The organism is Janthinobacterium sp. BHSEK, from assembly GCF_056174685.1.
Window position 1 is genome coordinate 305,378 of record NZ_JBWBYV010000012.1, and the last position, 21,763, is coordinate 327,140.

Genomic DNA, 21,763 nt, shown 5'->3' on the forward strand with positions numbered 1-21,763 from the left:
ATTAACTGATATGTACAGGATCTGCTATCCCATGATGGGAAGGTCAAGCCCTATTTCAGCCTGCAGCACACCTTAGCGCACCACGCAGTCGATGGTGGCAGGCTTGCTGCCGCCTGCCGCGCTGCCCGGGCTTGGTGACGACGATGAAAAGACCGGTGGCGGCGTGAACGGGATGCCGGGGTTGACGGGCAAGGGGGCGGGCGGCTGCCTGAAGTTGGGCGTATAGCCAAATTGTCCCGCAGAAAAATTACTCGTACCCGCTGGATTCGTCACATGAATCAGGCCATCGAGTACCTGCACATACAGGCCCGGCGCCCGCAGCTGGCTTGTCGGTCCCGGTGCCGGTGCCGGCAACGACGGCGTCCCAGGCGGGATGACGGTGGCAATGAAAGTCGTGCCGCGAATGCCGATGGTGGCGGCCGGCGTCTTCATCTCGAAGCGCTCCTTGTTGCGCTTGCCCAGCAGGCCCGTGACGGAACGCAAGCCCCCCTTGAGCAAACTGAAGATGGCGTGGTCGCCATCGGGCTGCTCGGCCGTGTAGCTGAATTGCTCGATCACGAAACTGGTATTCGGTTTCAAGGTGATTTCGCTATTGTCGATCAGCTTGATCAAGGCATAGGTCTCCTTTTCCGTCAGCAAGGTGTCGCCCTGCTCGACTTCGGACTTGATGGCCAACAATTTCACCTTGCCATCGGCCTTTTTCGCCATCAGCGGACCGCTCAATTGCATGACGGTACCGGCCACCTGCCCGGCCCAGGCGTGCGCGCCCACGCACATCAGGGCCAGCCACAAAAAGGCCTTAATTGCAGTACATTTTTTTAGCGGCATCATCGTATTTGTATCCTGTCGGTTTATCTGTGGCATCGGCAATATCCTTGCTGTCTTTCTTCTTTTCCTCAGGCTTGGCGGGCGTCGTGGATGCGAGCGGGGTGTTGGCACGGTCGGCCTGCTTGATGATGCGCAAGGCTTCATCGATGGCAGCGCTGGCGCTGGCATCGATGACGGGCTTGTCGATGGTGGTCGCTGGCAGGAAAATGGCGTCCGCCATATTTACCGTGCCGGTCGGCGCCAGCAGGGTCACGCCGCTGCGCTGGCGGTTGATGCGCACACCCGCGTCGCCCGTGATGCTGCCCGTTTTCGCCAGCACGCTCATGCTGGCCGCTGCCGGCAAGACGAAGCTGGCCGTGTCCGCAAAGCGCACGTTGGCGCCCGCGCTGGCGCTGAAATGGCCGCCGCTAACGATATTCGCATTGCCTTCGACACGGACGTCGCCGCCTGCCACCAGGCTGATGTCGCGCGCCGCCGCCAGCTGCGCGCCATCGCCCAGCACCACGTCCGTACTGGCATTGAGCGCGATATCATTGCCCGCGATCCTGCCGTTGACGGCGACGGGGCTGTGCGCCGTCACGCTGACGTTGCCGCCATTCGCATTGATGTTGCCGGCCGCGATGCCGCCCGTGTTGTCGACGGCGATATTGCCCGCGCCCGTGACGAGCGTTCCCAGAATCAAGGTGCCCGGCGCCGAGGTATTGTTGAGCGTAATGCCGCCGCCGGCACTATTGCTGGCACTAAAACTGCCCACCTGGTTGCCCGCATTGCCCAGCACGATGCCGTTTTGCGCCCGTGCCGTCAAGCTGCTGGCGAGCAGCGCACCGTCCTGGCCGATGGCGCCGTTCAAGGCGCTCAGCTGCACATCGTTGGCCGCCAGGCTGGCGAAGCGCAAGTCGCCAGCCGCTTGCGTGATGGCCAGCTGGCCCGCCAGCCGGATGGCGCCGGCAGTCTGATTAAAACTGTTGGCGACGAGCAAGTTGCCATTGCCGCTCAACACGCCGCCGCCTTGCGCGTAACGGTCCGCCGACAGGCTGCCGTTCAGCAGCAGGTTGCCGCCGTTGATTTCCAGGCCGGCCAGGCCGCCCAGTACGGAACGATCCAGCGCGCTTTCACCGAGGGTCAGGCTGCCGCCCGTCAGCAGCAAGCCCGTCGCGGAAGTCAGGTTTTTCAGGATGGTATTGCCGGCCGCCGCACTGTAGGTGACGATGCCCTTGCTGTTGCTAAAGTCGACAGCCAGCACGTTCGCGCCTTCCGGCACCACACCGCCGTCCCAGTTGGCGGCATCGCTCCACAAGCCGTTGCCGCTGGCTACCCAGGTCGACAATTGTTTTTGCGCGATCGTTGCCTGCGCCGTGCCGCCCGTCGTCTCCAGTGTGTAGTTGCCCGCATCGGCGCCCGCCAGGCGGAAGCCGCTGGCCCTCACCAGCTTGCCCGCGCCTGCGTTCTTATCGGCAAAACTGCCGCTGCCGCCCACCACGGCGACCACGTCCTGGCCCAGCACGCCGCTTGCCGTGGCGCTGACGACGGCGCTGGTCGTGCCGTCATACACCTTGCCGGCCGCATTCAGGCCCGCCAGGGTCAGGCTGGCGGGCGTGATGCTGGCCAGCAAGCCCGTCGGCAAGACGATGAAATAATTACCCGCATCGGCACCCGTCAGCGCAACGCCGCTCAGCTGCACAGCCTTGCCTACGCCCACGTTCTTGTCCGCGAAGTTGGCCACTGCCGAGGCTGTCAAGCTGTCGCCGGCGACACGGTCATCGCCCAGGCTCAGTTGCGCGCCCGTCGTGCCATCGTAGACCTTGCTGCCCGCTACGCCGGACAGGTTCAGCGCGCGCGCGCCGATATCGGCCGTGGTGCTGCCGGTGTTGGCGCCCAGCACATAGTTGCCGGCGTCGGTACCGTTCACGCCCACGTTCGTCACCGTGACGGTTTTGCCCGCACCGGCGTTCTTGTTGCCAAACGCGGCAGTGCCCGCCACCGTCAAGGCATCGCCCTGGACGCGGTCGTCGCCAAAGCCCACTTGCGCGCCCGTCGTGCCGTCGTAGGTCTTGTTGACGCCAGTAAAGCTCACGTTCAGGGTGCGCGCCGCGATGTCGGCCGTGGTGCTGCCAGCATTGCTGCTCAGCACGTAGTTGCCGGCGTCGGCACCGTTCACGCCCACATTGGTCACCGTGACAGTCTTGCCAATACCCGCGTTCTTGTTGCCAAACGCGGCAGTGCCCGCCACCGTCAAGGCATCGCCCTGGACGCGGTCGTCGCCAAAGCCCACTTGCGCGCCCGTCGTGCCGTCATACGTCTTGTTGACGCCAGTAAAGCTCACGTTCAGGGTGCGCGCCGCGATGTCGGCCGTGGTGCTGCCAGAGTTGGAACCCAGCACATAGTTGCCGGCGTCGCCGCCGCTCACGCCCACATTGGTCACCGTGACAGTCTTGCCAATACCCGCGTTCTTGTTGCCAAACGCGGCAGTGCCCGCCACCGTCAGGCTATCGCCCTGGACGCGGTCGTCGCCAAAGCCCACTTGCGCGCCCGTCGTGCCGTCATACGTCTTGTTGACGCCAGTAAAGCTCACGTTCAGGGTGCGCGCCGCGATGTCGGCCGTGGTGCTGCCGGCATTGCTGCTCAGCACGTAGTTGCCGGCGTCGCCACCGTTCACGCCCACATTGGTCACCGTGACAGTCTTGCCAATACCCGCGTTCTTGTTGCCAAACGCGGCAGTGCCCGCCACCGTCAAGGCATCGCCCTGGACGCGGTCGTCGCCAAAGCCCACTTGCGCGCCCGTCGTGCCGTCATACGTCTTGTTGACGCCAGTAAAACTCACGTTCAGGGTGCGCGCCGCGATGTCGGCCGTGGTGCTGCCGGCATTGCTGCTCAGCACGTAGTTGCCGGCGTCGGCACCGTTCAGGCCCACATTGGTCACCGTAACGGTTTTGCCCGCACCCACGTTCTTGTTGCCAAACGCGGCAGTGCCCGCCACCGTCAAGGCATCGCCCTGGACGCGGTCGTCGCCAAAGTCCACTTGCGCGCCCGTCGTGCCGTCATACGTCTTGTTGACGCCAGTAAAGCTCACGTTCAAGGTGCGCGCCGCGATATCGGCCGTGGTGCTGCCAGAGTTGGAACCCAGCACATAGTTGCCGGCGTCGCCGCCGCTCACGCCCACATTGGTCACCGTGACGGTTTTGCCCGCACCGGCGTTCTTGTTGCCAAACGCGGCAGTGCCCGCCACCGTCAAGGCATCGCCCTGGACGCGGTCGTCGCCAAAGCCCACTTGCGCGCCCGTCGTGCCGTCGTAGGTCTTGTTGACGCCAGTAAAACTCACGTTCAGGGTGCGTGCCGCGATGTCGGCCGTGGTGCTGCCAGCATTGCTGCTCAGCACATAGTTGCCGGCGTCGGCACCGTTCACGCCCACATTGGTCACCGTAACGGTTTTGCCCGCACCGGCGTTCTTGTTGCCAAACGCGGCAGTGCCCGCCACCGTCAAGGCATCGCCCTGGACGCGGTCGTCGCCAAAGCCCACTTGCGCGCCCGTCGTGCCGTCGTAGGTCTTGTTGATGCCAGTAAAACTCACGTTCAAGGTGCGCGCCGCGATGTCGGCCGTAGTGCTGCCAGAGTTGGAACCCAGCACATAGTTGCCGGCGTCGGCACCGCTCACGCCCACATTGGTCACCGTGACGGTTTTGCCCGCACCGGCGTTCTTGTTGCCAAACGCGGCAGTGCCCGCCACCGTCAAGGCATCGCCCTGGACGCGGTCGTCGCCAAAGCCCACTTGCGCGCCCGTCGTGCCGTCGTAGGTCTTGTTGATGCCAGTAAAGCTCACGTTCAGGGTGCGCGCCGCGATGTCGGCCGTGGTACTACCCGCATTTCCATTGAGTACATAGTTGCCCGCATCGGCGCCCGTCAGGTGACCCGTCGCCACCTGATAATCGACCACTTTGCCAGTGCCGACATGCTTGTCGCGGAAGCTGCCCTGCAAATCCGCCATGGCGACCTGGTCGCCCGTTACCAGGCCTTCGAAGTAGCCATTCAGGGCCGCCAGCAAGGTGCCGTCGTAGACGCGGCTCTGCGCGCCCGAAACGCCATAGTTCAGGACGCGCGCCGTGATGGCCGCCGTGCCATCGGCCGTCGTCGCGGCCAGGCTGTAGTTGCCCAGTTCATTGCCGCCCAGGGCCAGGCCGCTGGCGTGCACGGCCTTGCTGGCGCCCACATTCTTGTCGAGGAAGGCGGCGCTGCCGCTGACGCTGATGTTGTCGCCCGTGACCACGTTGCCCAGCAGGAAACTGACGCCATCGTAGCCCAGGGTGCCGTCATAGACCTTGCCATTGCCGCCGAGACTCACCGTCAGCGCGCGCGGCGTGATGGCGAAGGTGGTCGTGCCGCCCATGGTGATGTCGTACTTGGTCGACCACAGGCCCGTCGCTTCGTAGCTGCCCACGTTGCGCGCGTTGCCATAGCCGAGGCTGCCATTCACGCCCACATCACCGTCGAGCAGTCCCACGTAGCCAATCGAGCCGAGGAAGGCGGCCAGCTGGCCATCGTAGACCTTGCCCGTGGCATTGCCCGAGAGATTCACCTGCAGCGGCTTGAGGAAAGCCTTCAGCATCGGCGTCGTGTAGCCTTCGTAGATACGCCACACGCTGCTGAAATTGTAATCGTTGAAACTGCCTTGCTGCCGCATCTGCGCCGTGCTGCGGCCGCTGGAGCCGCCGCCATCCATCTGCACCAGCGACGTTTCATAATTGAAAAAACCATAGGCGAACGGCGAACCGGTAGCCACGCGGCCGGCCACCGCGCCCACCGCCGCATAGCCGTCGCCGGTCACGGCGCCGCTGCTGAAGACATGGCTGACGCTGCCCGTGCTTTCACCGACCAGCCCGCCCATGTTTTCCCAGGGTAAGATGGAATCGGCAATGCCGGCCCGGCCCACGGCGCCGCTGGCATACGCATCATTAATGGTGCCGCCGTTCAGGCCCACCAGGCCGCCGATGCTGCGCGCGCCGCTGACCTTGCCGGTGGCATAAGACTGGCTCAGCGCCCCCTGGTTGTTGCCGACCAGGCCGCCGATCATCTCGCGCGCGCCCGTCACCGCGCCGGTGGCGTACGAGGTCGCGATGCTGGCGCCGGACGCATTCGATCCCGCCAGGCCGCCGATGGCGCCGCCGCCATCGGCATTCACGCCGGTGACGGCGCCGCTGCTGGCCGACAGCGTGATGGCGCCGCCGTTGCTGCCCACCAGGCCGCCGACATTGCGCTGGCCGCTGACGGCCACGCTGCTGTTCACGCCGTCGATAGTGCCGCTGACGACCTCGCCCGCCAGCGCGCCCACGTTCGCCGTGCCGGTGACGCTGCCGCCGCTCAGGGTCAGGTTGCGCAAGGTGCCGCCCTGCACGGCGCCAAACAGGCCTGCGGCCGAACCTGGGGCCAGGCTGCGGTCGATCTTCAAATTGCTGAGCGTAAATCCGCCGCCATCGAAGACGCCGGAAAAACCGCTGCCGCCGCCGGCGATCGGCACAAAGCCCTGGCCATCGTTCCAGTTCGTCGTGCCGCTGGCGTCGATATTGCCGGCCAGGCGATAGCTGTTGCCCAGACCCAGGCTGGCGATGCCTTGCACGCCATAGATATCGGCGATCAGATAGGGCGAGGACGTGCCGCCGTCGCCGCCGCTCGCGCGCAGGAAACTGCCCTGCGCAATGCCGAAGCCGCGCGCGGAAAATCCGGGCAGGCTGGCGCTGTTTTGCACCCAGCGGCCGCCATCGAGCAGGAAATCGCCACCCACGCTGACGGCGCCGCTGGCGCTGATGTTGCCGCCGGAAGCCAGGGTCAAGCCCCTGGCCACGCTGAGGGGACCGTTCAGGTTGATATTCCCGCCCGTGCGCAGCACAAGTTGGTTCAGCTCGCCTTGCGACGCCAGGTCCAGCGCGCCCATGAGATTGACGACCCCGCTAAAACTGTCGCCGCCCACCAGCACGGCACCGGCGCTGATGGTCTTCAATTCCGCTTCGCTCAGGCCCAGGCTGCTGGCATTGTCCGCCGCCCCCGTGCCCAGGGTAATGGTGCCCACGCTGGAACGGCGGTTCAGACTGACGGTGCCGCCCGCCGTGGCCGCTACCGATTGCGCACCGCCGCCGAGGCTCATATTGTCGGCAACCAGATGGAGCGCCCCTGCGGACAAGCCGCCGCCGCTGGCGACCGACAGCAGGCCGGCGGCCGTGGCGGCGATGCTGCCGCCGTCCTGGCGCAGCGCCAAGGTGTTCGCTACGAGCACATTGCCGCCGCTTTCGAGCACGAGGTTTTTCACGCCGCCGCCCGCCGCGACAATCGCCAGGTCGATCGCCTGCTCCACCGTCAGGTCGCCGCCGGCGGTACTGCCGATATGCACGCTGCCGGCGGCGATACGGTTCAGTTCGGCATTGGTCAGGCGCAGGCCGTTACCGGGCTTGTCGCCCAGCACGATCTCTCGTCCCGCGCTGAACGCCTGCATGGTCACCCCGGCATTGCCGGCGGCGCCGCCAACATTGATGGCGCCGTTGATGCTGATGTTGTCCGCCTCCAGCAGCACCGTCTGGCCGGCGACGCCGCTGCCCAGCAGCTGATCGCCGCTGCCCGTCAGGTCGATGGAACCACCGGCGACATTCGCGCGCAAGGTCAGGTTGCCGTTGCCGACATTGACCGAGCCGACGCCGAAAGTGATGCCGGCGCCGGACAGCCGTACCTCGCCATTGCCGCTGCCAAGCGCCGCGTTCAGGTTCACGTTCGAGCCGGCGCCATAGGCCAGGCCGGCGGCCGCATCGTTGGCCGACAGCGTGATATGGCCGCCATTGGTGGTGATGGGCGCATTGACATTGATGATCTCGCCCGCCTGCGCCGTCAAGCCCACGCCTTGCTGCGCGATGTTGATGGCGCTGTTGAAATTGATGCGATGCAGGGCCTGCAAGGTGACGTTGCTGCTGGCCCCGGAAATCAGGTCGGCGCCGATGCTGGCGTTGCCGGTGGATGGCGCGTCGGCGAACTGGTCGAAGCTGCTCAACTGACCGCCCGAACCGGCGACCACGGTGATATCGTAAGGATCGAGCAGCCAGTTGCCGCGCTTGCCATGCGCCGCACTGGTATCGACGCGGATGCCGTCGACGGCCAGGTAATGGCCCGACGTTTCCACAAAGCCGCCGTCGCCGCCCTGCGCGCCGCCGCGCGCGGACATGCTGCCGTGCACCTGCGCCGATTCATCGCCCCAGGCGATGACCTTGCCACCGTTGCCGCTGACGACGGCATCGGCGGTCACGCTGGCATCCTTGCCAACCAGCACTTGCCGCGCATTCTGCACGGCCGCGTTCTTGCCCTGGTAGTCGCCGCCCAGCAAGACCGTGCCGCCGCCCGTGGCACCGCTGGCGTCGACCTTCGCATTGCCCAGCAAACCCACCTGCTCGCCGAGCACCTGGATCTGGCCGCCCGTGCCGGCCGCGCCCATGGCGCTGGTGACGCTGCCCGCTTCGAGCAGCGCCTTGCCGCTGGCCTTGAGCACGATCCTGCCGTTCTCGCCGACAACGGCGCTGTTGGCGTTGAGCACGCCGCGCTGGCTGACCAGCGCGCCGGCCATGCCGATGCTGCCGCCCTGGGCGATGATCTGGCCCAGGTTCAAGGCCTGGTCGGCCGGTGCCGAGACCAGCACGCGCAATTGCGGATTGCCGGGGTCGGCCAGCTGCACGCTGCGCCCGGCCGCCAGGATCACTTCGCCATTCGGCGCCGTGATGATGCCCGTGTTTTCCACGTTCGGCGCGATCAGCAGCACTTGCCCGCCCTTGCCAGCGTTGATGATGCCCGCATTGCCGACGGCGCCGGCCACGCCGCCGGCCGTGAACTGGCGCTTGCCTGCCAGGAAGTCCTCATTCGACATGCCCAGGCTGGAAGCGACCAGGCCGTTCACGTCCACTTTCGCGCCCTGGCCGAAGACGATGCCGTTCGGGTTGATCAGGAAGACCTTGCCGTTCGATTCGAGCGCGCCCAGTATCTTGCTGGGGTCTTGTCCCGTGATGCGGTTCAGTACGGCGCTATTGCCGTTCTGCTGGATGAAGCGCGTGATTTCGCCCGCATGGATGGAAAAGCTCTGCCAGTTGATGATGGTGTTGGGCGTGTTCGTGATCGAGAAGACGTTGCCCTGCTGGTTGAACGTCGCCTGTCCATGGACCACCTGTGGCAAGGCGGGGTTGGCCTGTGCGGCGCCGAAACAGCCGGCCAGCAGCAGCGCCAGCGCCGTGCGGCGCAGCGGTAGCGCATAGGGTGACGAAAAGGCGGGCGTCAGGATGAAAACGGAGGCGTGCGGGACGTGGTTGTGCATGGTGTTCATCCTGATGCTAGTAGGCCAAGGCGAGGCGGAAATGCAGGCGGTTGGCGCCCCGCTGTCCCGTGTCGCCGCCATTGACGACATGGGCGTAATCGAGTTGCAGATTGGCGTAGCGGCTCAGCAGCAAACGCAGGCCGAGGCCGCCGCTGCTGATGCCTTGCGACGCGCTTTCGCCGGGCAGCGCATGGTTGCGGCGCAGCCAGGCCGTGTCATAGAACGCCAGCGCGCGGCACTGGTAGCCGAGCGCCTGGCCGCACCAGTTCGGCGTGTACAGTTCCAGGTTCAGGTTGACGCCCGAATCGTTCGCTACCTCGCGCTCGGCAAAGCCGCGCACGGACGCGGCGCCGCCGGCGCCGAACTGCTCGCCCGGCACCAGCGCGTCGGGCGTCACCTGCGCGTTGGCCAGCGCGCGCCATTGCCAGTCGCCGGCCAGCCCGCGGCCCGTGCTGGCGCTCAGGCGCAGCGTGTTGTAGGCGGCCTTGGCATGCGCGCGCACGCGGTCGAAATCGGCTTGCGCGCCATGCTTGCCGCCAGGAATGTTATGCGCGAAGGTGACCGCCACGCTGGTCTCGCCCTCGGGCAAGGTCCAGTTGCCGATATAGCTGATGCTGAGCGGATGCACGGTGACGTCGGCACCCAGTTCCATGCCGAACAGCTGCACGCTGTTGCGGTAAGCCTTGTAATCGACGCCGTACACGAGCTTGGGTTCGAAATCGCCGCTGCGGGCAAAGTTCTGGTTGTAGCGGATGCCGGCCATGCTGCCCTGGCCGCTGACGGCCAGGTCGAAAATGCCGGCCGAGACGCTGCCCGAATCGACGTTCGAATAGCTGGCGAAAAAGTCCATCGAGTCGCCCAGCGCATACAGCGGCAAGTGGTAGCCGGCGCCATACACGCCCACCTTGTCCGGCTTTTCCAGGCTGCTCGTGTATTGCAGGCTGGCGACGTGGTCGCGGCCGAACAGGTTGGCATGCTGCAGCACCACGCCCACGTGCGTCTTGCCCGTTTGCGCATTGCCCGTGTTGTCCACGTTGAGCATGGCCTTCCAGGGCTTTTCATCGGCCACCGTGACGATGGCATCGATGGCGCCCGCCGGCTCGTCGGCCTGCAGCCGCACTTCGATCTTGCGCGCCGGGTTTTCATTGGCCAGCTTCAGGCTTTGCGACAGGGCCGGCACGTTCGGCGTCCCGCCTTCGCGCAGGGATGGCAAGGCGCGCCGCACGTTGGCCTCGTCGACCCAGGCGTTGCCGCTGATAACAAGCTTGCCCAGCGGCGTTTGCAGCACGCTCAGACGCACCACGCCACGCTCCAGTTCCTGCTCGGGCAGTTGCACCTGCACGGCGCTGTAGCCGCGCTCGCGGTAAGCCCCTTCCAGCGCCTCGACGGCGCGGGCGATGTCGGAAAAATCGCGCTGTGCTCCCGTAAAGGGCGCCAGCAAGGCTTGCACCTGCGCGGACGTGAGCAGGGTATTGCCCTGGACGTCGAAGCGGCGGATCTCGAAGCGCGGCACGCCATCGTCCTGCGTGGCAGGAGCGGCTTCATCCATGGAAACGGCGGCGCCGGCGGCGCCGACGGCGAACAGCAGCGCGGAACCCGCAAGCAGGTGCACCAAACGATATGTCATGTGAAGGATTTCTTGTGTAACCGGACAAGCGCGCGGCCCGCAGGCGCCAGCGTGTCCGGCAATGGATTGAAGACAAATTTTAGACGGCTTTTAGTTTCCAGTCAGAAATTTCTAACATTTCTCCCTGATTTTTATCGCAACGCAACAAACAGCGCGCCGGGCATGCTGAAAAATGCCGGCATGGCCAGCCTTTTCCGGCGCGATGACAGGCTATTTGCTGTGCAATTCTGTCACGCCATCCCAGCCGGCCGGCGGTGGCGCGTTGCGGTATTGCGCCAGGCGCGCCGCGTAGAGCCGGTACAGGCCATCATCGGGAAAGTCCGCCTGCAGGCCGGCCAGCTGCGCGCCAGCCGCCGCCCAGTCGCGCGCGCGCAGCCGGGCCAGCACCGCATGCCAGCGCTCGATCTGCGCCAGCTCGGCCGCTGCGGCACCGGCCAGCAGGCAGCGCGGCTCGAAGATGGCCACCGCTTCCTGCTTGCCCAGCACGCGTATGCGATCGAGTTCGCGGTACAGGAATTCCGGGGCGGCCGCGCGCGTGGCCCCGCCCACCACGATGCCCACGCCATACAGCTTGCTGGCGCCTTCCAGGCGCGCGGCCAGGTTGACGCTGTCGCCCATCACGGTATAGGCGCGGCGGATGCGCGAGCCCATGTCGCCCACATGCATGGGGCCCGTATTGAGGCCGATGCCGATGCGCAGCGCCGGCCAGCCGCGCGCGCAAAACCGCTGGTTCAGCCGCGCCGCGCTTTGCTGCATCAGCAGGGCGCTGGCCACGGCCCGGCTGGCGTGGTCGCCAAAGGCGACGGGCGCGCCCCAGAACGCCATCACGGCGTCGCCGATGTATTTGTCCAGCGTGCCGCCATGGCTGTCGCGGATATCTTCCGACATGGCCGTCAGGTATGCGTTGATGTATTCGCGCAGCGCGGCCGGCGCCAGCTGCTCGGAGATGGCCGTGAAACCGCGCACGTCGGCAAACAGCACCGTCAGTTCGCGGTTCTCGCCCTCCATGGTGTAGCGGCGCGGATCGTCGGCCATCTCGGCCACCAGCTCGGGCGCCACGTATTCGCCGAAGCGCGCCACCAGCGCGCGCCCCTTGCGCACCTCGAAAAAGTAGCCCCACGCCAGATTGGCGACGAACAGCGCAAGGATCAGCAGCAACAGCACGGCGCCGCCCAGCACCAGGTCGTGCACGGCGTACAGGTACAGGTTGATGCCGATGGCGGCGGCCAGCGCGGCCACGGTGGCCAGCATCACGCCAGCCGGCGGCAGCACGGCCAGGGCGCCCGCCAGCAGCAGGCCACACAGCACGATCTGCACCAGTTCCAACGCCAGCGCGTAGTCGGGCCGCGCCTTGAAGCGCCCGTCGAGCATGGACTTGATCAGGTTGGCGTGCACCTCCACTCCCGGATATTCGGCATTCACGGGCGTGGCGCGGATATCGTTCAAGCCGGGCGCCGTGGTGCCCACCAGGACGATGGCGCCCTTGAGCAGCGCGGGCGGCACCGTGCCGGCCAGCACGTCGGCAGCCGACACGTAGCGGAAGGCGCCGCCATCGGGGCCGCCCGCGCCGCGGTACTGCACCGTGGTCGTCAAGGCTTCGCCGACAGGAATCGCCAGCGCGCCGCGCGGCGTGAACAGCATGATGTGTTCGAGGCCGCCGCTGGCCAGTTCGCGCGCCGACAGGGTATCGGCCGTGCCCGTGAAACGGGGGGCGATGGCGCGCGCCTGCAGGTAGACGGCGACGGTGGCCAGCGACAGCGAAGGGTAATAGCCGTCACCGATGCGCTGCAACAGGGTCGAGGAACGCACGACGCCGTCGGCATCGGTCAGCGCCGTGAAGATGCCGGCGCCCTGCGCGGCCGCCTGCAGGGGCGCGATATTGGCTTCATAGCCGCGCGCCACATAGGCCGTGACCGTGCGCCCGTTCAAGTCGGCGACGGTGAAAGCGGGTTTGGGCAGCACGCCCTTCCTTTGCTGCTCCGAGACGCTGTAGCCCAGCACCACGGGCTGGCCGCGCATGGCCTCGGCAAACAGGCCGTCGTAGTCCATGGCCGGGCGCAGTTTTTCCAGCTGCGCCGGCAGGCCGGCCACGCCGGCCAGTGCGCCGCGCGCCAAGCCTTGCAGCACGGCGTAGCCGGAACTGGTATCGGCTTCGGGAAACGAGATATCGAAGCCCAGCGCGGCCACGCCGTAGTGGCCCGTGAGCTGGCGCACCAGGCGCGCCTGGATGTCGCGGCTCCAGGGAAAGCGGCCCACGCGTGCCAGGCTTTGCTCGTCGATGTCGACGATGACGATGCGGCGGTCCAGCTGCGGCGCATCCAGGCGCATGCGCCAGTCGCCCAGCATGGCATCGAACCGTGTGATTGTGTCGTTGCCGGCCAGGCACAGCACGGCGGCCGCCACGCTGAGGAGCAGGCCCAGCGCGAAACGCGCGCCATGCTTGCGCCAGGCCAGCGGCAGCTTCACGGGGTATAGCCCGGAATGGCCGCCTCGTCGACGGCATCGATCTGGCTCGGATGCATGTGCTTTTCAGCGAAGGTCAGATAGACCTTGCTGCGGATGAACACGTCGAACAGTTCCGGGTCGATATGCCCGTTCAAACTGAAATTGCCGAGGATGCGCAGCGATTCGGACAGCGACTTGCCCTTTTTATACGGCCGGTCGCGCGCCGTCAGCGCTTCGAAGATGTCGGCAATCGCCATCAGCCGCGCCGGCACCGACATCTGCTCTTTCGTCAATCCCCGCGGATAGCCCTTGCCATCCATGCGCTCGTGGTGGCCGCCCGCGTATTCCGGCACCTTTTGCAGGTGCTTGGGCCACGGCAGCGCTTCGAGCATGCGGATCGACACGCTGATATGGTTATTGACGATGGCCCGCTCGGCCGCCGTCAGGGTGCCGGCGCGGATGGTCAGGTTTTCCGTCTCGTCGGCATCGAGGAAATCGCGCAGTTCGCCGTCGGCCGCGCGCCAGCGGCGACGGGCGATCTGCCGCACTCTTTCCTGATCGGCCTGCGCCATGCTTTCGCCGCCGATGTTGACCCTGCGGATGAAGTCGCGCTCCTCGCGCAGCGCCGCCTGTTCCAGTTCCAGCGCGCGGGCGATGGCATCTTTCTGCTGCGGCTGCGCCGCCTGCTGGCGCAGGGCCGCGATCTCGGCGTCGCGCAGCAGCACTTCGTAGCGCGTGTCGATCAGGGCGATGCGGTCGAAAATCGTTTCCAGCTTGGTGGCCTTGTCGACCACGTGCACGGGCGTGGTGATCTTGCCGCAATCGTGCAGCAGGCCGGCCAGCCACAGCTGCTTGCGCTCGTTGTCGCTGAGCCGGAAATCGGCCAGCGGCCCCGTTTGCGTCGCGTGCGCGGCGTCGGCCAGCAGCATCGTCAGCTCGGGCACGAACTGGCAGTGCCGCCCCGTGTAGGGCGACTTTTCGTCGATGCCGATATTGATCAGGGTGACGAGCGATTCGAGCAGCTCTTCCAGCTGCGAAATGAGCAGCTGATTGGTCAGCGCCACCCCAGCCTGCGCGGCCAGCGCCTCGATGAAGCGCTGGTCGGTGGAGGAAAAGGCGCGCACCTGGCCCGTCTCGCCATCCTTGGCATTGACCAGCTGCAGCACGCCGATCAAGTCGCCCTCGTGGTCGCTCATGGGCACCGTCAGGATCGATTGCGTGTGGTAGCCGTGGTGGCGGTCGAAATCGCGCATGCCGGAAAAATTGAAGCCCTCGTCGCGGTAGACGTCGGCGATATTCACGCTGCGGCGCAGGTTCGCCGCATACGCCGCCACCGAGGCCAGGTTGGGCTGGCCCGCGCCATCGAACAGGGGCACGCCGGGCAAACCCATGTCCGCGCCCTGCGCGATGCCCAGGCTGTCGTTGACGCTGATGTCAAACGCCAGCTGGCGCCCCTCAAGCGCGGGCCGGTACAGGGTCGCGCCGTCGGCGCCGCTCATGCTTTTTGCCAGCAGCACGATGCGCTGCAACAGCGCGCCGATATCGTGCCCTTCGCCGCCCAGGCCATGGCCGAGCGCGACACTGAGTTCGGTCAATTGCTCCAGTCTGTGGGCGATTTTCTCAGGGTGCAACTGAGGCATGTTGGCGGCAATCAGGTAATGGGCAAGCAAAAAAGGGGAAGTCGGCAAGCGCCAGTGTAACGGCCACCCTGCGCACTGTACATTACTTAGTCACAACAAAATGAAATAACTTTCCGTATTGCAACACACATAAATGTTGCCGCCAATCTCATTAATTAGAATAGAATCAACAATAATTACACCGTAACAAGGTACTGAATGAAATTCACGTTCAGGGGCGTGCGCGGCTCCATCCCCTCCCCCGGCCCGCGCACGGCGCGCTATGGCGGCAACACCACGTGCATCGAGGTGCGCACCGACAACGACAGCCTGATCATTCTCGATGCGGGCAGCGGCATCTTTTCACTGGCGCAGCAGCTGCCGCCGGGCCAGCCCGTCGACGCGCACGTCTTCATCACGCACAGCCACTGGGACCACATCCACGGCTTGCCCATGTTCTCGCCCCTGTTCGTGGCCGGCAACCGCATGCGCCTGCATGGCGCCCTGGACGGCACCAGCGGGCGCGGCATCGAGCACGTGATGGCGGTGCAGCTGCAGGGCAGCTATTTTCCCGTCAGCGAAGCGGCCATGGCGGCCAGCATCGAGTACCGCACCCTGGCGCCGGGCGACATCGTCGACGTGGGCGGCGCGCGCGTGCGCGGCGCGGAAATGAACCATCCGGTGGTCAACCTCGGCTACCGCATCGACTGCGGCGGCGCCTCGCTGTTTTTCAGCGGCGACCATGAACCGTTCTACAACCTGCATCCGCCCGGCCACGCCGACCACGCGGCCTGCGCGGCGCGCAATGCGCAGCGCCAGGCGGGCATCGATGCGCTGGTCGCCGGCGTCGACGCGCTGATCATGGATTGCTCGTACACGCGCGAGGAATACCCGGGCAAGCAGGGCTGGGGCCACGGCACCTTCGACGCCGCCTTCGACCTGGCCCTGCGCTGCGGCGCGCGGCGCCTGTACTGCACCCACCACGAACCGACGCGCAGCGACGAGCAGCTCGAAGCCGTGTTTGCCGACGTGATGGGCCGCTATGCCAGCCGCCTGGCCGGCCTGCAGGTGTTCCTCGCCAGCGAGGGGCTGACGGTGGAACTGGCCGGCGCATAAAAAAAGGGAGCCGCAAGGCTCCCTTTTTACTGGCGTTGGCTATCCATTACATGATGTGGTGGCCAATCCACCAGGCGACTGCGGCAACAAACGCGGAAGCGGGAATCGTGAAGATCCAGGCCCAGACGATGTTGCCCGCCACGCCCCAGCGCACGGCCGACATTTTCTGCGACGAGCCGACGCCGACGATGGCGCCCGTGATCGTGTGCGTGGTCGACACGGGAATGCCCAGCGCCGTCGAGACGAACAGGGTGATGGCGCCGCCCGTTTCGGCGCAGAAGCCGCCGACCGGTTTGAGCTTGGTGATCTTCTGGCCCATGGTCTTGACGATGCGCCAGCCGCCGAACAGGGTGCCGAAGCTGATCGCCGTATAGCACGAGATGATGACCCACATCGGCGGCATGGCATCGGCCGCGCTCGAGTAGCCGGCGGCGATCAGCAGCATCCAGATGATGCCGATGGTTTTTTGCGCGTCGTTGCCGCCGTGGCCCAGGCTGTAGGCGGCCGCAGATACCAGTTGCAAACGGCGGAACCACTTGTCGACCTTGCGCGGCGTCGAGCGCACGAAGATCCACGACACGAGCAGCATCATGATGGAACCGAACACGAAGCCCAGCACGGGCGCGATGACGATGAAGGCCACGGTTTTCCACAGGCCGGCCGCGACCAGCGCGCCCGTGCCCGACTTGGCGACGGCGGCGCCCACCAGGCCGCCGATCAGGGCGTGCGAGGACGACGATGGAATGCCGTAGTACCAGGTAAACAGATTCCAGAAGATGGCGCCCATCAGCGCGCCGAAGATCACGTACTGGTCGATCACGGCCGGGTCGATGGTGCCCTTGCCCACCGTGGCGGCCACGGTCAGCTGGTGGAACACGAAGATGGCGACGAAGTTGAACGTGGCGGCCATGGCAACCGCGGTCTGCGGTTTCAATACGCCCGTCGAGACCACCGTGGCGATCGCGTTGGCGGCATCGTGGAAGCCGTTCATGAAGTCAAACAGCAGCGCCAGGACGATCAACAGGCCTAGCACGTAGATGCTGATTTGTATGGTCATTATAGTTTCTTTTCTGATTCTGGTTCAGGACAGGCCCAACGCTTACGCGTTTTCGACGATGATGCCTTCGATAATATTGGACACATCTTCGCAACGGTCGGTCACGGTTTCCAGAATTTCGTAGATCGCTTTCAGCTTGATCAGGTTGCGCACGTCCGGCTCGTCGCGGAACAGCTTGGACATGGCGGCGCGCATCACGTGGTCGGCGTCCGATTCCAGGCGGTCGATCTCTTCGCAGATGGCGACGATCTTGCGCGAGTTGTCCATGTTGTGCAGCATGGCGACGGCGTCGCGCACTTTCTCGGTGCAGGCCAGCACCAGTTCGGCCAGGCGCTTGGCTTCCGGCGTGACGGCCTTCAGGTCGTACAGCGAGACGGTTTGCGCCGCATCTTCCAGCAGGTCGAGGATGTCGTCCTGGCGCGTGATCAGCTGATGGATGTCATCGCGGTCGATCGGCGTGATGAAGGTCTTGTGCAGCATTTCCACGGTGGCGTAGGTGACCTTGTCCGCCTGTTTCTCGATGCTTTCGATCGCATGCACGCGGTTTTCCAGGTCGTCGAAATTGGTCATCAGGCCGAGCATCTCTTTCGCGCCCTTGACGCACAGTTCCGCGTGCTGGTTAAACAATTCAAAAAACTTGCCCTCAGTGGGCATCAAGCGTCCAAACATGTCATTCTCCGTTAAGCATTGAGTCGTGTTATTTACTACAGAAAGCCGCCCCGTATGAGGGGGCGGCCAATGGAATTGCCAGTGCTGCTGAGTCTTAGTCGCCTTGGTAAAGCGCCAGGCCACCACTGTAATTGCCAAATTTGGTGTACTGCCCCATGAAGGTGAGGCGGATGCTGCCGATTGGGCCGTTACGCTGTTTACCGATGATGATTTCGGCCGTTCCCTTGTCCGGCGAGTCGGGGTTATACACCTCGTCGCGGTAAATGAACAGGATCACGTCGGCATCCTGCTCGATAGCGCCCGATTCGCGCAAGTCGGACATGACAGGACGTTTATTGGGACGTTGTTCCAGCGAGCGGTTCAGCTGGGACAGCGCGATCACGGGACAACCGAGTTCCTTCGCCAGGCCTTTCAAGCCCCGCGAAATCTCGGAAATCTCCGTGGCGCGGTTGTCGCCCGGGGTATTGGCCGACATCAGCTGCAAGTAGTCGACGATGATCAGGCCCAGCTTGCCGCACTGGCGCGACAGGCGGCGCGAGCGGGCGCGCAATTCGATCGAGTTGAGCGCCGGCGTTTCATCGATGTACAACTGCGCGTCGTTCATCTTCTGGATCGCATTCGTCAGGCGCGGCCAGTCCTCGTCGTTCAGGCGGCCCGTGCGCAGGCGGTGCTGGTCCAGCTGTCCGACGGAGCCGAGCATACGCATGGCCAGCTGGGCGCCGCCCATCTCCATCGAGAACACGGCCACGGGCAAGCCGCTGTCGATGGCCACGTTCTCGCCGATGTTGACGGAAAACGCCGTCTTGCCCATCGACGGACGGCCCGCCACGATCACCAGGTCGCCCGGCTGCAGACCCGAGGTCATGCGGTCGAGGTCGATGAAACCGGTGGGCACGCCCGTGATTTCACTCTGGTTGTCGCGGCTGTACAGCTCGTCGATGCGCTCGACCACCTGCGTCAGCAGGGGCTGGATGGCGGTCCAGCCCTGGGCGCCGCGCGCGCCTTCTTCGGCGATGGCGAAAATCTTCGATTCGGCCTCGTCAAGCATCTGCTTGACTTCCTTGCCTTGCGGGCTGAAGGCCGTGCCGGAGATATCGTCGGCGACGGTGATGAGTTTACGCAGCACGCCGCGGTCGCGCACGATCTCGGCGTAGCGCCGGATGTTCGCGGCCGATGGCGTGTTCTGCGCCATGGCGTTCAGGTAAGCGAGTCCGCCCACGTCCTCGGCCTTGCCGAGCTGGGTCAGGGTTTCAAAAACAGTAATGACATCGGCTGGCTTGGAAGCGTTAACCATCTTGACGATTTGCTCGAAGATGATGCGATGGTCATAGCGATAGAAATCCTCCGCATGCATGAAGTCGGCGATGCGGTCATAGGCGGCATTGTCGCGCAGCAGACCACCGATGACGGATTGTTCTGCTTCGATCGAATGCGGCGGAATACGGAGGGAATCCAGTTGCGGATCAGAGGGGGCGTTCATGGCGCGAATTATACCCGCTTCGGCGTGCCGGCAAAAATAAAGGGCTGAAAATGAGCGAAAAAAAGGCCACAAAAAAGCCGGGCGAACCCGGCTTTTCATAGTGCGGCAGCGCTTGCGGGCCAGGCCCGCAGACGATTACGCGTTCGCGTCTGGAACGACAGCGATCACCACTTCCACGACCACATCGGTGTGCAGAGCAACCGAAACGTTGTGCTCGCCAACGATCTTCAGCGGGCCGGTAGGCATGCGGATTTGTGCTTTTTCAACAGCAAAACCTTGCTTGGTCAGCGCTTCAGCGATGTCGAAGTTGGTGACGGAACCGAACAGACGGCCATCGACGCCAGCTTTTTGAGCAACTTGAACGGTCAGGCCGCTCAGTTTTTCGCCCTGGGCTTGCGATGCGGCCAGTTTGGCGGCAGCAGCTTTTTCCAGTTCGGCGCGCTTGACTTCGAATTCAGCCACAGCGGTTGCCGTAGCACGACGTGCCAGGCGTTGCGGGATCAGGAAGTTACGTGCGTAACCGTCTTTGACTTTGACGACTTCGCCGAGGTTACCGACGTTTACAACTTTTTCTAACAGAATGATTTGCATAGTTCTTCTCCAGGAATATCTGACCGATTAAGCGTGGTGCAGATCGGTGTATGGCAGCAGCGCGAGGAAGCGAGCGCGCTTGATTGCGGTGTCGACTTGGCGCTGGTAGTGCGCTTTGGTACCGGTCAGGCGTGCTGGCATGATCTTGCCGTTTTCCTGGACGAAGTCTTTCAGCGTGTCGACGTCTTTGTAGTCGACTTGCTCAACGTGAGCTGCCGTGAAGCGGCAGAACTTCTTACGTTTGAACAAAGGGTTTTGCTGTTTGCGTTTTTCTTTAAGCTTGAGCTTATTTTTGTCGAACTTTTTACCGAATGCCATGTCAGGCTCCTGTATCTAAAATGCGCTAGTCGGGAATGACTGCACTAAAATCAATGATGTGAAACACCAAACTCTTGCTGTTGCGGCTCTTCCTGGCCAGGAAACCCGTGAACTGATACACCCCGCCCAAGCTTGCCTGGCTGAACCGGCCTGAAATTTCGCCAGCGGCTAGCGCGGCAACATCAAACTCGGTCAAACGGGCAATCCCTGCTTCCATCTGCTGCGAACTGTGTTGCAATACTGCATTCACAATCGGCAGCCCTGCCGGGGTATAGCGCAATATTTCGCGCTCGGCAATGATGGCGGTGACTTGTAGCTGGTTCAGCGCACGATCCTGGTCAAAAATTAAGCGGCTGCGGCTGGAGCGGCTGCTGGTGCTTCGGTGCGGTGGCTTTTGGCCGCGTCTTCGCGTTGTACCGATTTCATCATCGGCGAAGGAGCTGTTTCAGCTTTCTTCATTTTAACGGTCAGGTGACGCAACACGGCATCATTGAATTTGAATGCTGTTTCCAACTCGACCAGGGTCTCGTTGTCGCATTCGATGTTCAGGCAGATGTAGTGTGCTTTAGGCAGCTTTTGGATCGAGTAAGCCATTTGACGGCGGCCCCAATCTTCCACGCGGTGAACCGAACCGCCGCGGGTGGTTACGCTGGCTTTGTAGCGTTCGATCATCGCGGGCACTTGCTCGCTTTGGTCCGGATGGACGATAAAGACTATTTCATAATGACGCATGCAAACTCCTTCAGGTCGGATTGATAATCGCCCACCCCGGCGTCAAGACGGGTGTGGGAAGGTCAGCCGAAGATTATAACCGCCTTTTGCAAACGTTTCAATCATTGCTTGCGCCAGCGCCCGAAAAGACCGCGCGCGAACGCGCTTTCCGCTCGTGGACAAGTATTTCTTGCGAAATTCGCCGAAAACACGCAAATCCCCTTGCATAGTGGGCGATACTGTACAAAAATACAGTCTGTTCATATAGACAGCATTTCAGTATGCACCCACCGCTCATGATCAAGCTGACAGCACGACAAGAACAAATCCTGAACCTGATCAAGGACGCGATTGAAAACACGGGCTTTCCTCCCACCCGTGCCGAAATCGCCAATGAACTGGGTTTCAAATCGGCCAACGCGGCCGAAGAGCATTTGCAGGCCCTGGCCCGCAAGGGCGCGATCGAGATTTCGCCCGGCACCTCGCGCGGCATCCGCCTGATCGGCGCGGCCGCTGAAGCCCTGCCATCGAAAGTGCCGGCAGCGCTGCTGATGTCGCTGCCCCTGATCGGCCGGGTGGCGGCAGGCTCGCCCATCCTGGCACAGGAAAACCTGGAAGCGAGCTACAACGTGGACCCGGCCCTGTTTTCGGCCAAGCCCGACTTCCTGCTGAAGGTGCGCGGCTGGTCCATGCGCGACGCCGGCATCATGGATGGCGATTTATTGGCCGTCAAGAAGGTCGACAGCGCCAAGAACGGCCAGATCGTCGTCGCCCGCATCGGCGACGAAGTCACCGTCAAGCGCTACAAGAAGACGGGTTCCGTGATCGAACTGTTCCCGGAAAATCCCGACTTCAAGGTCATCACCGTATCGCCGGAAGATGAATTCGCCCTGGAAGGCCTGGCCGTCGGACTCATGCGCAGCTGGCATTAAACGACTGCACGAAAAAAGGGCCGCAACAGCATGACTGTTGC

The 21,763-nt window shown here is 64.0% G+C and carries 14 protein-coding genes; 2 read left to right on the forward strand and 12 right to left on the reverse strand.

Annotation, left to right across the window (positions count from 1 at the left end; translation table 11 throughout):
- Positions 1-72: 72 nt before the first annotated feature.
- The 5 genes from AC0V2Y_RS06055 to AC0V2Y_RS06075 all read right to left on the reverse strand — a co-directional run bounded on the left by AC0V2Y_RS06055 (position 73) and on the right by AC0V2Y_RS06075 (position 14,869).
- A complete protein-coding gene (locus AC0V2Y_RS06055) occupies positions 73-831 on the reverse strand; it encodes a FecR family protein (protein ID WP_475415563.1) in 759 nt (252 codons plus the stop codon).
- A complete protein-coding gene (locus AC0V2Y_RS06060) occupies positions 800-9,157 on the reverse strand; it encodes a beta strand repeat-containing protein (protein WP_475415564.1) in 8,358 nt (2,785 codons plus the stop codon). Before AC0V2Y_RS06060 ends, AC0V2Y_RS06055 begins: the two co-directional genes overlap by 32 nt.
- A 16-nt stretch (positions 9,158-9,173) precedes the next feature.
- The gene (locus tag AC0V2Y_RS06065; RefSeq protein WP_475415565.1) at positions 9,174-10,784 is read right to left on the reverse strand and encodes a ShlB/FhaC/HecB family hemolysin secretion/activation protein; all 1,611 of its coding nucleotides are present in this window, start codon (positions 10,782-10,784) and stop codon (positions 9,174-9,176) included.
- Positions 10,785-10,994: 210 nt separating this feature from the next.
- On the reverse strand, positions 10,995-13,250 hold the full coding sequence (locus AC0V2Y_RS06070; RefSeq protein ID WP_475415566.1) for a CHASE2 domain-containing protein: 2,256 nt from the start codon (positions 13,248-13,250) through the stop codon (positions 10,995-10,997).
- Positions 13,247-14,869 carry a GAF and HD-GYP domain-containing protein gene (locus AC0V2Y_RS06075; protein WP_475415567.1) on the reverse strand — a complete coding sequence of 541 codons (1,623 nt, stop codon included), beginning with the start codon at positions 14,867-14,869 and terminating at the stop codon, positions 13,247-13,249. Before AC0V2Y_RS06075 ends, AC0V2Y_RS06070 begins: the two co-directional genes overlap by 4 nt.
- 198 nt (positions 14,870-15,067) lie before the next feature.
- Here AC0V2Y_RS06075 and AC0V2Y_RS06080 point away from each other — a divergent pair, with 198 nt between their 5' ends.
- On the forward strand, positions 15,068-15,964 hold the full coding sequence (locus tag AC0V2Y_RS06080) for an MBL fold metallo-hydrolase (RefSeq protein WP_475415568.1): 897 nt from the start codon (positions 15,068-15,070) through the stop codon (positions 15,962-15,964).
- A 46-nt stretch (positions 15,965-16,010) separates the two neighbouring features.
- Here the strand turns inward: AC0V2Y_RS06080 and AC0V2Y_RS06085 are convergent, their stop codons facing one another.
- The 7 genes from AC0V2Y_RS06085 to rpsF all read right to left on the reverse strand — a co-directional run bounded on the left by AC0V2Y_RS06085 (position 16,011) and on the right by rpsF (position 20,811).
- Positions 16,011-17,024, reverse strand: a complete 1,014-nt coding sequence (locus AC0V2Y_RS06085; protein WP_072452470.1) for an inorganic phosphate transporter — start codon at positions 17,022-17,024, stop codon at positions 16,011-16,013.
- 39 nt (positions 17,025-17,063) lie between these two features.
- Positions 17,064-17,690 carry a DUF47 domain-containing protein gene (locus AC0V2Y_RS06090; RefSeq protein WP_010400015.1) on the reverse strand — a complete coding sequence of 209 codons (627 nt, stop codon included), beginning with the start codon at positions 17,688-17,690 and terminating at the stop codon, positions 17,064-17,066.
- Positions 17,691-17,784: 94 nt separating this feature from the next.
- On the reverse strand, positions 17,785-19,170 hold the full coding sequence (locus tag AC0V2Y_RS06095; RefSeq protein ID WP_071322553.1) for a replicative DNA helicase: 1,386 nt from the start codon (positions 19,168-19,170) through the stop codon (positions 17,785-17,787).
- Positions 19,171-19,305: 135 nt separating this feature from the next.
- Entirely contained in the window at positions 19,306-19,761 is a 456-nt protein-coding gene (gene rplI, locus AC0V2Y_RS06100; protein WP_034783456.1) for a 50S ribosomal protein L9, read from the reverse strand.
- A 27-nt stretch (positions 19,762-19,788) separates the two neighbouring features.
- On the reverse strand, positions 19,789-20,079 hold the full coding sequence (gene rpsR, locus AC0V2Y_RS06105; protein WP_010400024.1) for a 30S ribosomal protein S18: 291 nt from the start codon (positions 20,077-20,079) through the stop codon (positions 19,789-19,791).
- A gap of 25 nt (positions 20,080-20,104) precedes the next feature.
- Positions 20,105-20,404 (reverse strand): primosomal replication protein N, encoded by a 300-nt coding sequence (gene priB / locus AC0V2Y_RS06110; protein ID WP_086144118.1) that lies wholly within the window; start codon positions 20,402-20,404, stop codon positions 20,105-20,107.
- Positions 20,405-20,424: 20 nt separating this feature from the next.
- Entirely contained in the window at positions 20,425-20,811 is a 387-nt protein-coding gene (rpsF, locus tag AC0V2Y_RS06115; protein WP_010400028.1) for a 30S ribosomal protein S6, read from the reverse strand.
- Positions 20,812-21,086: 275 nt separating this feature from the next.
- On the opposite strand from rpsF, the gene lexA reads away from it, so the two are divergent.
- Positions 21,087-21,722 (forward strand): transcriptional repressor LexA, encoded by a 636-nt coding sequence (lexA, locus tag AC0V2Y_RS06120; RefSeq protein WP_475415637.1) that lies wholly within the window; start codon positions 21,087-21,089, stop codon positions 21,720-21,722.
- Positions 21,723-21,763 lie beyond the last annotated feature (41 nt).